The sequence below is a fragment of the Pseudomonas sp. So3.2b genome (genome assembly GCF_019464415.1).
GTDB lineage: Bacteria > Pseudomonadota > Gammaproteobacteria > Pseudomonadales > Pseudomonadaceae > Aquipseudomonas > Aquipseudomonas shahriarae.
Map to the genome: position 1 here is coordinate 845,614 of NZ_CP080494.1, position 13,397 is coordinate 859,010.

General features: G+C 60.5%; 12 protein-coding genes. 8 read left to right on the plus strand and 4 right to left on the minus strand.

The features are described 5' to 3' along the window. Positions 1-74 precede the first annotated feature (74 nt). Entirely contained in the window at positions 75-263 is a 189-nt protein-coding gene (locus tag K1X80_RS03675) for a hypothetical protein (protein ID WP_057437435.1), read from the minus strand. A 382-nt stretch (positions 264-645) separates the two neighbouring features. Here K1X80_RS03675 and azu point away from each other — a divergent pair, with 382 nt between their 5' ends. Then, positions 646-1,092, plus strand: coding sequence for an azurin (azu, locus tag K1X80_RS03680; RefSeq protein WP_057958167.1), 447 nt, complete (start codon positions 646-648; stop codon positions 1,090-1,092). A 133-nt stretch (positions 1,093-1,225) separates the two neighbouring features. Here azu and nadE read toward each other — a convergent pair whose 3' ends face one another. The 3 genes from nadE to K1X80_RS03695 form a co-directional block, all read right to left on the minus strand. Continuing rightward, entirely contained in the window at positions 1,226-2,053 is an 828-nt protein-coding gene (nadE, locus tag K1X80_RS03685; protein ID WP_057437440.1) for an ammonia-dependent NAD(+) synthetase, read from the minus strand. A 3-nt stretch (positions 2,054-2,056) separates the two neighbouring features. Further along, positions 2,057-3,271 (minus strand): nicotinate phosphoribosyltransferase, encoded by a 1,215-nt coding sequence (gene pncB / locus K1X80_RS03690; protein WP_057958168.1) that lies wholly within the window; start codon positions 3,269-3,271, stop codon positions 2,057-2,059. 169 nt (positions 3,272-3,440) lie between these two features. Further along, positions 3,441-4,331 (minus strand): LysR family transcriptional regulator, encoded by an 891-nt coding sequence (locus tag K1X80_RS03695; RefSeq protein WP_057437442.1) that lies wholly within the window; start codon positions 4,329-4,331, stop codon positions 3,441-3,443. 154 nt (positions 4,332-4,485) lie between these two features. On the opposite strand from K1X80_RS03695, the gene K1X80_RS03700 reads away from it, so the two are divergent. The 7 genes from K1X80_RS03700 (at position 4,486) to K1X80_RS03730 (ending at position 12,932) form a co-directional block, all read left to right on the plus strand. Then, a complete protein-coding gene (locus tag K1X80_RS03700; RefSeq protein WP_057958169.1) occupies positions 4,486-5,976 on the plus strand; it encodes an aldehyde dehydrogenase family protein in 1,491 nt (496 codons plus the stop codon). Positions 5,977-6,120: 144 nt separating this feature from the next. Further along, positions 6,121-7,404, plus strand: a complete 1,284-nt coding sequence (locus tag K1X80_RS03705) for an FAD-binding oxidoreductase (protein ID WP_057958170.1) — start codon at positions 6,121-6,123, stop codon at positions 7,402-7,404. Positions 7,405-7,793: 389 nt separating this feature from the next. Continuing rightward, a complete protein-coding gene (locus tag K1X80_RS03710) occupies positions 7,794-8,930 on the plus strand; it encodes a branched-chain amino acid ABC transporter substrate-binding protein (protein WP_057437446.1) in 1,137 nt (378 codons plus the stop codon). A 222-nt stretch (positions 8,931-9,152) separates the two neighbouring features. Next, positions 9,153-10,067, plus strand: coding sequence for an ABC transporter permease subunit (locus K1X80_RS03715; protein ID WP_057437447.1), 915 nt, complete (start codon positions 9,153-9,155; stop codon positions 10,065-10,067). Positions 10,068-10,069: 2 nt separating this feature from the next. Beyond that, on the plus strand, positions 10,070-11,347 hold the full coding sequence (gene livM, locus K1X80_RS03720; RefSeq protein ID WP_057958171.1) for a high-affinity branched-chain amino acid ABC transporter permease LivM: 1,278 nt from the start codon (positions 10,070-10,072) through the stop codon (positions 11,345-11,347). After that, the gene (locus tag K1X80_RS03725; protein ID WP_057958172.1) at positions 11,344-12,219 is read left to right on the plus strand and encodes an ABC transporter ATP-binding protein; all 876 of its coding nucleotides are present in this window, start codon (positions 11,344-11,346) and stop codon (positions 12,217-12,219) included. Before livM ends, K1X80_RS03725 begins: the two co-directional genes overlap by 4 nt. Next, positions 12,216-12,932: an ABC transporter ATP-binding protein gene (locus K1X80_RS03730; protein ID WP_057437450.1), complete on the plus strand. Its 717-nt coding sequence runs from the start codon at positions 12,216-12,218 to the stop codon at positions 12,930-12,932. The genes K1X80_RS03725 and K1X80_RS03730 overlap by 4 nt, the downstream gene beginning before the upstream one ends. Positions 12,933-13,397 lie beyond the last annotated feature (465 nt).

A 13,397-nucleotide genomic window follows, 5' to 3' on the forward strand; every position in this document is an offset into this window, starting at 1 on the left:
GCCCCAACGCGGGCAAGCCCGCTCGCCACATAAAGCCTGCTCGCCACAGGTCAGGCATTCATTGAGGCGGGGGTTCAGGCCTCGGGTGCCGGGTCTTTCGGGGTTTCAGTTTCGTCAGCAATCACTTCCCCTTCAGCATCCGGGTTCAGTGCGCCTGCTTCTTCGTCGGCCGCAGCTTTCTTACGTTGCAGCTTTTCCTCTTTCTTCTGTTCCTTGGCCAAGTCTCTCTGACGTTTGGCGAAGGAGTAATTAGGTTTTGCCATGGGCGATCCTCTGGGGTCGAAGGTGAGGTTGAGCGGCGGGTATTCTGCCTTTAAACGGGCTCCAAGGGGTAATCGGGTTTCAGAATCGTCTCTGCTGACTAAACGTTAGTCGACATTAACCGTTTCGTAAGTACCGCTGGCGCCACAGGCGTAAGCGGCAAGCAGGCTGCATAACAGGCTATTGAGGTGCATGGCTCGGACTCCAGGAAGGAAAGATGAGCCGATCATAGGCAGCGTGCGGCACTTTGGCTGGTTGATTCTGTCGATCAGTCTGATAGCCTAAAGTTGTATACAATCTGTTGATTCAGATCATTGGAACATCTGCCTGCCTCAGGCACCCTTGTCGCATATGCGTTTTTTAAACCCTGCCTTGGAGATTCACATGTTCGCCAAAATCGTTGCTGTTTCCCTGCTGACTCTGGCCAGCGGTCAGTTGCTCGCTGCAGAGTGCAAGGTCACTGTCGACTCCACCGACCAAATGTCCTTCGATACCAAGGCCATTGAAATCGACAAGAGCTGCAAGACGTTCACCGTTGAGCTGAAGCACTCGGGCAACCTGCCGAAGAACGTCATGGGCCATAACTGGGTGCTGACCACTGAGGCTGATATGCAGCCGGTTGCAACCGAGGGCATGGCCGCCGGTATCGACAACAACTACCTGAAAAAAGACGACACCCGCATCATCGCCCACACCAAGATCATCGGCGCTGGCGAGACCGACTCGGTGACCTTCGATGTGTCCAAGCTCAAGGCTGACGGCAAGTACATGTTCTTCTGCTCGTTCCCTGGCCACGTCGCGATGATGAAAGGCACTGTGACCCTGAAGTAAGGCCACAGACCGCGTTATCGTTCGTCACCGGCAAGCCCGCCCCCACATTTTGATGTATGAATACATTCAACTGTGGGAGCGGGCTTGCCCGCGATAGCGGCCTGACAATCAATACACAACCACCCGCCTCACCTCAAGGCGCAAACGGCATCACCCGCTTGTGCTCAGTCTTGCGATAGGTCTCGCAGATAATCCTGAACGCTTCCTCACGCACCGGCTGGCCGTGCAGGAACGCATCGATTTCGGTATAGGTCACGCCATGGGACGCTTCATCCGGCTTGCCCGGTGAGAGGTCTTCCAGGTCGGCTGTCGGGATCTTCTCCACCAGCGACTCGGGCGCACCAAAGTACCGGGCAATCGCCCGTACCTGGTTTTTCACCAGCCCGCTCAACGGCGCCAGGTCGCAGGCGCCATCACCAAACTTGGTAAAAAAACCCATCACCGCTTCCGCCGCATGGTCGGTGCCGATCACCAGGCCACTTGCCGCGCCGGCGATAGTGTATTGCGCGACCATGCGCATCCGCGCCTTGGTATTGCCCAGTACAAAATCGCGGGACACCGCCGCCTTGCCCTCGAAGGCCGCCACTTCATTGGCCAGGGCCTTGACCGCCGGGCCGATGTTGACCGTGTGGCGTTCGTCGGGGTTGATGAAGTCAACGCTGGCCTGGGCATCGTGTTCGTCGAACTGGGTCTCGTAAGGCAGACGCACCGCGATAAAGCGGTAAGCGTCATCGCCTTTGAGCGCGCGCAGCTCTTTCATCGCCCGCTGGGCCAGCAGGCCGGCGGTCAGGGAGTCGACGCCGCCGCTGATGCCCAGCACCAGGGTCTTGAGCCCCGAATTGAGCAGGCAGTCCTGGATAAAGGTAATCCGCCGGGCCACTTCCGCTTCGAGGGCGGCGTGGTCCTGGAACGGTGGTTGGACCTTGAGCTGTTCAGCAATCTCACGCTGTACGGCTTGCATGATTCACTCCTCGCTAGAGATGGCAGGTACTTTGAAAACGTGGCGCAAATAGGCGACGAAGTTCGGATCCGTGCAGTGGGTCTTGCCCGCTTCATCGGAGATCTTCGCCACGGGCTGGCCATTGCAGGCGGTCATTTTAAGCACGATGCTCATCGGTTCCACACCTGGAATGTCACAGGTCAGGTTGGTACCGATGCCAAAGCTGACATTGATCCGACCGCGCAGCGCGCGGAAAATCTCCAGGGCCTTGGGCAGCGTCAGGCTGTCGGAGAACACCAGGGTCTTGCTCATCGGCTCGATGCCCAGCTTGTGGTAATGGGCGATGGCTTTTTCGGCCCACTGCACCGGGTCGCCGGAGTCATGGCGCAGGCCGTCGAACAGCTTGGCGAAGTACAGATCGAAATCGCTGAGGAAGGCATCGGTGGTGATGCAATCGGTCAGGGCGATCCCCAGCAGGCCACGGTACTCGCGGACCCAGCAATCGAGGGCGGCGATCTGGCTGTCGATCAGGCGCGGGCCCAGTTGCTGGTGGGCCATGATCCATTCGTGGGCCATGGTGCCCAGGGGCTTCATGTCCAGTTCGCGGGCCAGGTGCACGTTACTGGTGCCGACGAAACGGCCGGGGAAGTCGTGCTTGAGCACATTCACCACTTCCTCCTGCACGCGGTAGGAGAAGCGCCGGCGGGTACCGAAGTCCGCGACCTGCAACTCGGCCAGCTCGTCGCTGCTGGCATTGGCGGTCAACCAGTCGAACTTGCGATACAGCTGCTCGCGGGCCTGCTCCAGGATGATGGTCGGGTAGCGATAGCGGTTGCGCACTTCGCTGACAATCGCCAGTAGCGGCACTTCAAACAGGATCACATGCAGCCAGGGGCCGCGCAGGCGGATAAACAGCTCGCCATTCTCGATGCCGGTCTGCACATAGCGCAGGTTGAAGCGGAACAAACCCAGGAAGCGCAGGAAGTCCGGCTTCATAAAGCTGATGCGTTCCAGGAAACCCAACTGGTCCGGGCTCAGGCTCAACTCGGCGAGGCGCTCGATCTGGTAGCGGATTTCTGCCAGATAGGGGCGCAGGTCCTCGCTGTTACGGCAACGGAATTCCCATTCAACTTCCACGTTGGGGTAGTTGTGCAGCACCGCCTGCATCATGGTCAGCTTGTAGAAGTCGGTGTCGAGCAGGTTCTGCACGATGCGATCGGCAAACACACTCTCGCTCATAACGGGAATCTCCAGACAAGAATGGCGCTAGTGGCGCATAGACCTGTGTTGTTTTGCCAGAGGTTTTTTTGTCGTGGCCTCTGGCGTCATCGCAGGCAAGCCAGCTCCCACAGGAGAATGCATTCCAAATGTGGGCGCTGGCTTGCCTGCGATGGCGGTATTCCAGGGGCTAAACAACCTGCTCCATCATCCACTTCACAAAATCCCGCACCTTAGGCACCTCTGCCGAATGCTCCGGATACGCCAGGTAGTACGCATCCTGGCTGGGCATTGCGTGCTGCCAGGGGATCACCAACTTGCCGTCTGCCAACTCTTCTTCCACCAAAAAACGCGGTAGAAGCGCCACGCCACAACCTACCTGCGCGGCGCGGATGCACATATAGAAGGTGTCAAAGCGCGGCCCGTGGTAGCTGTGCTCGGTCTGGTAGCCGAGGCTGGCGAACCAGTCATGCCAGCCCTGGGGGCGCGAGGCATTTTGCAGCAGCACCAACTCGCTCAGTTGCGTGGGGTCGCTGAAGGGCTGGGCCGGCAGGCTGTCGGGGGCGCACACCGGCACCAGTTCCTCGCTGAACAGCTTGAGGCTTTCGGTGCCAGGCCTTGCGCCTGTGCCGAAGTAGAAGGCCAGGTCGGCCTTGCCTTGCAGCAACTCGTCCGGCGTCTGCTCGTTGCACAGGTCCAGGTGGATCTGCGGGTGGCGCAGGCGCCAGCCCTTGAGCCGTGGCACCAGCCAGCGCGCGCCAAAGGTATAGGGCGTCGATACGCGCAGCACTTCGGTTTCGCCGCCGTAGGAGCGCAGGTAGTGGGTCGACATCTCCACCTGGCTCAAGATCTTGCGCACTTCCACCAGGTACAGGTCGCCCGCCGGCGTCATCTGCAAGCGTCGGCGGACCCGGCGAAACAACAGGTGCTGCAGCAACTCCTCCAATTGTGCGACCTGCTTGCTGACGGCGCTCTGGGTGAGGTTCAGTTCCTCGGCGGCGCGGGTGAAGCTCAGGTGGCGGGTCACGGCCTCGAAGCACTGCAGGGCGGTGATCGAGGGCAAATGTCTTTTATTGAGCACGGCACGCCTCTTTTTTTGTTTTGCATGAATAAACGGAATGATATCTCGCCTAATCGTCGTTTGTTGGCAAGTCCTGGGCCAGCTACAAATAAGGCCTGGATCGTCGTGCGGGCCACGGCGCAATTTTTCTGTTGGTGGATTGAAGGAGTGACCCATGGTTGCCGCATTGCTTGATCGTCTCGGTGTAGACCCGGCGTTGTACCAGGCGGGGAAGCAGCCTGTGCATTCACCTATAGATGGCAGCCGCATCGCCAGTGTGCACTGGGAAGGGGCGGCCGAGGTCGAGCAGCAGGTCAGTCGCGCCGAGCATGCATTCGACGCCTGGCGCAAGGTGCCGGCGCCTCGTCGCGGTGAGCTGGTGCGCCAGTTCGGCGACCTGCTGCGTGAGTACAAGGCCGACCTGGGCGAACTGGTGTCCTGGGAAGCCGGCAAGATCACCCAGGAAGGCCTGGGTGAAGTGCAGGAAATGATCGACATCTGCGACTTCGCCGTGGGCCTGTCGCGTCAGCTGTACGGCTTGACCATCGCCTCCGAGCGCCCTGGCCACCATATGCGTGAAACCTGGCACCCGTTGGGCGTGGTGGGTGTGATCAGCGCCTTCAACTTCCCGGTGGCGGTGTGGGCGTGGAACACGGCGCTGGCGCTGGTGTGCGGCAACGCGGTGATCTGGAAACCCTCGGAAAAGACCCCACTCACCGCCCTGGCCTGTCAGGCACTGTTTGAACGTGTCGCGAAAAACTTCAGCGACGCGCCGCCGTATCTCTGCCAGGTGGTCATCGGCGGGCGCGATGCCGGCGCCGCCCTGGTGGACGACCCGCGTGTGGCGCTGATCAGCGCCACCGGCAGCACGCGCATGGGCCGCGAAGTGGCGCCGAAAGTCGCCGCACGGTTTGCTCGCAGCATTCTGGAACTGGGCGGCAACAACGCGATGATCCTCGGTCCCAGCGCCGACCTGGACATGGCCGTGCGTGCCATCCTGTTCAGTGCGGTCGGTACCGCAGGCCAGCGCTGCACCAGCCTGCGCCGGCTGATCGCCCACGAGTCGGTGAAGGACGAAATCGTCACGCGCCTCAAGGCCGCCTATTCCAAGGTGCGCATCGGTCACCCGCTGCAAGGCAACCTGGTCGGCCCGCTGATCGACAAACACAGCTTTGAAAACATGCAGGACGCCCTGGAGCAGGCCTTGAGCGAAGGCGGCAAGGTGTTTGGCGGCAAGCGTCAGTTGCAGGACCAGTTCCCCAACGCTTACTACGTGTCGCCGGCCATCGTCGAAATGCCCGAGCAGAGCGATGTGGTGTGCAGTGAAACCTTCGCGCCGATTCTGTATGTGGTCGGCTACAAGGACTTCAGCGAGGCATTGCGCCTGAATAACGCGGTGCCGCAGGGCTTGTCGTCGTGCATTTTCACCACCGATGTGCGCGAGGCCGAGCAGTTCATGTCGGCAGTGGGCAGTGATTGTGGGATCGCCAACGTCAATATCGGCCCGAGTGGCGCGGAGATCGGCGGCGCGTTTGGCGGCGAGAAAGAGACCGGTGGCGGGCGTGAGTCGGGTTCGGACGCTTGGCGCGGGTATATGCGCCGGCAGACCAACACCGTGAACTATTCGCTGGAACTGCCGTTGGCCCAGGGCATTACCTTCGACTGAATCAGGTGCGGTCAATGTGGGAGCTGGTTTGCTGGCGATAGCGGTATTGGACTCACCATCGTTATCGCCGGCAAGCCAGCTCCCACAGCCGATTGGGTTCGCAATTCAGAATAAGCGTTGTTGGTTAGATCCCGGAGTCTGGCAATGCCATTACGCGAAGCGTGTTTGTGGGAACAACTGACCCCTGGCCGGCCGGATCGCGCCGCCCTCAAGGGTGAGGTCAAGGTGGATGTGTGCGTGATCGGCGCCGGTATCACCGGTTTGTCGGCGGCCATTCACCTGCTGGAGCAAGGCAAAAGTGTCTGCGTGCTGGAGGCCCATCGCACCGGCCATGGCGGTTCGGGGCGCAACGTGGGGCTGGTCAACGCCGGGATGTGGATTCCTCCGGACGAGATCGAGGCCGGTTTCGGCACGGCGGTGGGCAGCCAGCTCAACCGCATGCTCGGTGCGGCACCGTCCCTGGTGTTCAGCCTGATCGACAAATACAACATTGATTGCCAGCTGCGCCGCGAGGGCACGTTGCACATGGCGCACAACGCCCGTGGCGAAGCGGACCTGCGTAGCCGCGAGGAGCAGTGGAAGCGCCGTGGTGCACCGGTCGAACTGTTGACGGGGGCCGCGTGCGAGGAGGCCACCGGCACCCGAAAGATCGCCGCCGCCTTGCTCGACCGGCGTGCCGGTACCTTGAACCCGATGGCCTACACCAGCGGCCTGGCCCATACAGCCGTGGGCCTGGGTGGGCAATTGTTCGATCATTCCTCGGTGACCCAACTGGAGCGCCAGGGGCAGCACTGGTCTGTGCAAACTGCCCAGGGCGCGGTGCAGGCTGCACAAGTGGTGATCGCCTCCAACGCCTACACCGAAGGTGAATGGACCGAGCTGCGGCGCAACTTTTTCCCCGGTTATTACTATCAGGTAGCCTCCGCGCCGTTGACCGATGCCGCCGCGCAACAAATCCTGCCGGGCGGCCAGGGTTCCTGGGATACCCGTCAGGTGCTGAGCAGTATCCGGCGTGATGCCGACGGGCGTCTGTTGCTGGGCAGCCTGGGCAACGGTAACCAGAAGCCCGCCTGGTTCCTCAAGGCCTGGGCCGACCGTGTGCAGCAGCACTATTTCCCGTACCTCAAGGCGGTGGACTGGGAATACACCTGGACCGGCTGTATCGCCTTTACCCCGGACCATCTGATGCGGCTGTTCGAGCCCGCGCCCGGGTTGGTGGCCGTCACTGGCTACAACGGGCGTGGCGTGACCACCGGGACGGTGGTGGGTAAGGCATTTGCCGACTACCTGTGTCACCAGGATCCCCAGGCTCTGCCGATTCCGTTTGCACCGATGCAGCCTCTGGCCGGGGTGGGCCTGCGCAGTTGCCTGTATGAAGCCGGGTTTTCGTTGTATCACGCCGGCCAATGCCTGCGAATTGTCATCTGATCAGCGAAATACCGCCCAAAAGCCGGCGTTTTCTTAGCCGGCTACTAATCTGTATTGGTGCGAGTCGTAGCAGTGACGCACTGTAAATGTGCACTTCCGTTACGCGCGTGGTTACAGATGTCCGAAGGGGCGCTTGATGGCTGGCTGACATCAGTCCAATCGGCGGGTTTCACTCTTTCGGGCCTTTGGTTGCACCTCTGCGTTCCAGAGGGTTGCACGTCCCGGCAAAAAGGCACCGAAACGCCTGTAATAACAATGACACCGTGTCTTTTTGAAATATAAAAACGCAATGGCACGCCGCTTGCTCTCAGCTTTCCGGTGAAGGTTTCAAGTGAAAGTTTGAAGTGAAATTGCAGTGCCCATTCAACAAAAAACTCGGAGCACCACTCATGTCCCAGACGTTTTACAAGAAAGGTTTCCTGGCCCTCGCGGTAGCTGCCGCGCTGGGTGTTTCTACGTTTGTTCAAGCTGATGTGAAGATTGGCGTGGCGGGGCCGATGACGGGCGCCAACGCAGCCTTCGGTGAGCAGTACATGAAAGGTGCCCAGGCGGCAGCCGATGTGATCAACAAGGCGGGCGGGATCAACGGCGAACAGATCAAGCTGGTGGCCGGTGACGATGCGTGCGAACCCAAGCAGGCCGTGGCCGTGGCCAACCGCCTGGCCGACCAGGACAAAGTGATCGGCGTGGTCGGCCACTTCTGCTCGTCCAACACCATTCCAGCCTCCGAGGTGTACGACGAAGCGGGCATCATCGCTATCACTCCAGGCTCCACCAACCCACAAGTGACCGAGCGTGGCCTGGCGGCCATGTTCCGTATGTGCGGGCGTGACGACCAGCAAGGCATCGTGGCCGGCGACTACATCGTCGACGTGCTCAAGGGCAAGAAAGTCGCGGTCATCAACGACAAGGACACCTACGGCAAAGGCCTGGCCGATGCCACCGCCGCCCAGTTGACCAAGCGCGGCGTCAAGCCGGTGCTGGAAGAAGGCCTGACCCGTGGCGAAAAAGACTTCAGCGCCCTGGTCACCAAGATCCGCTCGCTGGGTGCCGACGTTGTGTACTTCGGCGGCCTGCACCCGGAAGCCGGTCCACTGGTACGCCAGATCCGTGAAGCCGGCCTCAACGACGTCAAGTTCATGTCCGACGACGGTGTCGTGACCGACGAACTGGTGGCGACCGCCGGTGGTGCGCAGTACGTCAATGGCGTCTACATGACCTTCGGCGCCGACCCGCGCCTGCTGCCAGACAGCAAGGCCGTGGTGGAAGAGTTCCGCAAAAATGGCACCGAGCCTGAAGGCTACACCCTGTACGCCTACGCCTCGATCCAGGCCCTGGCCGCCGGCTTCAACGGCGCCAAGTCCAACAAGGGCGAAGATGCAGCCAAGTGGCTCAAGGCCAACCCGGTGCAAACCGTGATGGGCAAGAAAGAATGGGATACCAAGGGTGACCTGAAAGTCTCCGACTACGTGGTGTACCAGTGGGATAAGGACGGCAAATACCACCAGTTGGAAAAGCAGAAGTAATCAACCAGCCACCACCGACCCCTTGTGGGAATCGGGCTTGCCCGCGATGACGGACTGACAGCCAGCACCTGTGTTGAATGTGAGACCGCTATCGCCGGCAAGCCAGCTCCCACACTGGATCGCGGTTGCCCGGGCCATTGCGTCCGGCACCAGATCTGTCTTTTCCTCCAGAAGGACCGCACACCCCACGGTGTGCAGGTTCTCACCGCGTGAGATTGCGTTATGGATGGTATTTTCCTGCAGCAACTGGTCAACGGTCTGACCCTCGGGTCGGTCTATGGCCTGATCGCCATCGGCTACACAATGGTCTATGGCATCATTGGCATGATCAACTTCGCCCACGGCGAGGTTTATATGATTTCCGCTTACCTCGCGGCGATCAGTCTGGCACTGCTGGCTTACTTCGGCCTCGAATCCTTCCCGCTGCTCATTCTTGGCACCCTGGTGTTCACCGTTGTCGTCACGGGCGTCTACGGTTGGGTCATCGAGCGTGTCGCCTACAAACCGTTGCGTAACTCCACGCGCCTGGCCCCGCTGATCAGCGCCATCGGGATTTCGCTGATCCTGCAGAACTACGCGCAGATCGCCCAGGGCGCCAAGCAACAAGGCATTCCCACTCTGCTGGCCGGCGCCTGGCGCGTCGATATCGGCACCGGGTTCGTCCAGTTGACCTACACCAAGGTGTTTATCCTGGTCGCAGCCTTTGCCGGTATGGCGCTGCTGACCTACATCATCAAGTACACCAAGCTCGGCCGCATGTGCCGTGCGACCCAGCAAGACCGCAAGATGGCCTCGATCCTGGGGATCAACACCGACCGCGTGATTTCCTACGTGTTTGTCATCGGTGCCGCCATGGCGGCCCTGGCCGGTGTGCTGATTACCCTGAACTACGGCACGTTCGACTTCTATGCCGGCTTTATCATCGGCATCAAGGCATTTACCGCAGCGGTACTCGGCGGCATCGGCTCCCTGCCTGGGGCGATGCTGGGCGGGATCATCCTGGGGATTTCCGAGTCGCTGTTCTCGGGGTTGATCAACTCTGACTACAAAGACGTGTTCAGTTTCTCCCTGCTGGTGGTGATTCTGATTTTCCGTCCCCAGGGCCTGCTTGGTCGCCCTCTCGTGGCGAAGGTGTAAACATGTCTGCTGCCAAATCTATTGATATCAAGAAAAGTGTGGTCGATGCGGTCCTCGCCGGGCTGATTTCCCTGATCGTGTTCGGCCCTATCGTCGGCGTGGTCCTGGACGGCTACAGCTTCAACCTGGAGCCGGCCCGCGTGGGCTTGCTGGTCGCCATCGTCATGGCCGGGCGGCTGGTCATGAGCCTGTTCCTGCAAACGCCCAAGGGCTTGAAGATCCTCCAGGGTTTTGAAAGCTCGGGCTCCGGGGTGCATGTGCTGGCGCCGGACTACAAGTCGCGGCTGCGCTGGATCATCCCGGCGCTGATCGTGATCGCCATTGTCTTTCCGTTTTTTGCCAACAAATACCTGCTGACCGTGGTGATCCTCGGGCTGATCTACGTGTTGCTGGGCCTGGGCCTGAACATCGTGGTGGGCCTGGCCGGGTTGCTCGACCTGGGTTACGTGGCTTTCTACGCCATCGGCGCCTATGGCCTGGCCCTGGGGTACCAATACCTCGGGCTGGGGTTCTGGACGGTGTTGCCGCTGGCGGCCATTGCGGCCGCGTTGGCGGGGTGCATACTCGGCTTCCCGGTGTTACGAATGCACGGTGACTACCTGGCCATCGTGACCCTGGGTTTCGGTGAAATCATCCGCCTGGTGCTCAACAACTGGCTGTCGTTTACCGGCGGGCCGAACGGTATGCCGGTGCCATCGCCGACCTTCCTCGGCCTGGAGTTCGGCCGCCGCGCCAAAGAAGGCGGGGTGCCGTTCCATGAGTTCTTCGGCATCGCCTACAACCCCAACGTGAAATTTCTGTTCATTTACATCGTGCTGTTCCTGGTGGTGCTGGCCGTGCTGTACATCAAGCACCGCCTGACCCGCATGCCAGTGGGTCGCGCCTGGGAAGCCCTGCGTGAAGATGAGATCGCTTGCCGCTCCATGGGCCTGAACCATGTGCTGGTCAAACTCTCGGCCTTCACCATCGGCGCCTCCACGGCCGGTCTGGCCGGGGTGTTCTTTGCCAGCTACCAGGGCTTCGTCAACCCGTCTTCGTTCACCTTCTTCGAGTCGGCATTGATCCTCGCCATCGTGGTACTGGGCGGCATGGGCTCGACGGTGGGCGTGGTGATTGCCGCGTTCGTGCTGACCGTGGCGCCTGAACTGCTGCGTAGCTTCTCCGAGTACCGTGTGCTGCTGTTTGGCGTGTTGATGGTGGTGATGATGATCTGGCGACCGCGTGGCCTGATCCGGATCAGCCGTAGCGGCGTGACACCACGCAAGGGGGTAGCGCCATGAGCAAGGAAGTGGTCCTCAACGTGGAACACCTGATGATGCACTTCGGTGGCATCAAGGCCTTGAGCGATGTGAGCCTCAAGGTCGAACGCAACTCTATCTTCTCCCTGATCGGCCCCAACGGCGCTGGCAAGACCACGGTGTTCAACTGCCTGACCGGCTTCTATACGGCCAGCGGCGGCAAGATCGAACTCAATATCCGTGGCAAGCAGACCAACGTGATCCAGTTGCTCGGCGAACGCTTCAAGCCCACCGACTTCGTGTCGCCCAAGAGTTTTTTCAGCCGGGTGTACTACAAGATGTTCGGCGGCACCCACCTGGTGAACCGTGCCGGCCTGGCGCGTACGTTCCAGAACATTCGCCTGTTCAAGGAAATGTCGGTGGTGGAAAACCTGCTGGTGGCCCAGCACATGTGGGTCAACCGCAACATGCTGGCGGGCATTCTCAACACCAAGGGCTACCGCAAGGCAGAAAGCGATGCACTGGACCACGCCTTCTACTGGCTGGAAGTGGTGGACCTGGTGGACTGTGCCAACCGCCTGGCCGGCGAGCTTTCCTACGGCCAGCAGCGCCGCCTGGAAATCGCCCGTGCCATGTGCACCCGGCCGCAGATCATCTGCCTGGACGAACCGGCAGCGGGCCTCAACCCCCAGGAAACCGAAGCCCTCAGCGCGATGATTCGCCTGCTGCGCGACGAACACGACCTCACAGTGGTGCTGATTGAACACGACATGGGCATGGTGATGAGTATTTCCGACCACATCGTGGTGCTGGACCACGGCAACGTCATCGCCGAGGGCGGGCCGGAAGCGATCCGTAACGACCCGAAAGTGATTGCGGCCTACCTGGGCGCCGATGAAGAGGAGTTGGTATGAGTACGCCTATCCTCGAAATGAAGGACCTGGACGTGTTTTACGGCCCGATCCAGGCCCTGAAAAAAGTCTCGCTGCACATCGACGAAGGTGAGACGGTGAGCCTGATCGGCTCCAACGGCGCGGGCAAGTCCACGCTGCTGATGTCGATCTTCGGCCAGCCGCGCGCCGAGTCCGGGCAGATCCTCTACCAGGGCGTGGACATCACCCACAAGTCGTCCCACTACATCGCCTCCAATGGCATCGCCCAGTCCCCGGAAGGGCGGCGGGTGTTCCCGGACATGACCGTCGAGGAAAACCTGCTGATGGGCACCATCCCCATTGGCGACAAGCACGCCAGCGAAGATATGCAGCGCATGTTCGAGCTGTTTCCACGGCTCAAGGAGCGGCGTAACCAGCGGGCGATGACCATGTCCGGTGGCGAACAGCAAATGCTCGCCATTGCCCGGGCATTGATGAGCCGACCCAAGCTGTTGCTGCTCGATGAGCCGAGCCTGGGGCTGGCGCCGATTGTGGTGAAGCAGATCTTCGCCACCTTGCGCGAGCTGGCCGCCACCGGGATGACCATCTTCCTGGTGGAGCAGAACGCCAACCATGCGTTGCGCCTGTCTGACCGGGCGTATGTGATGGTCAACGGCGAAATCCGTTTGACCGGCACCGGCAAGGAGTTGCTGGTGAACGAGGAAGTGCGCAACGCCTACCTCGGCGGGCACTAACCCGGCCTGATCGCTCCCACGCTCTGCGTGGGAGCGCATCCTGTGACGCTCCGCGTCACGCTTTGGGACGCAGAGCGTCCTTGGCGGCATTCCCACGCGAAGCGTGGGAACGATCAGCGGGCGCCTGCATTTTTCGGTCGTCCACAGGCCCTCCGGCAAATTGTGGAAAACAAATCCACACACCTCCTCAAGCGCGACATATAGCCGCCGCAAATCCCTGTTTTGTCACACAAATGACTTGTCCCCATCCACTGTGGAACCGGCTGTGGGTAACATGGGAGTAGCTGGCTGCAAGCCTTTATCTACGCGGCCTGTAGCGCTATGGTTGTTTTTTGATCAGGGGCTTTTTTGTGGAGTGTCGCAGGTTTTGTCAACCTGTTCATAGACACAGGTATATGACCGAAACATGACCTTCAAGCCTGTGGATAAGTCTGTGGTTAAACTCTGGAAAGACTGGTGTAGAGG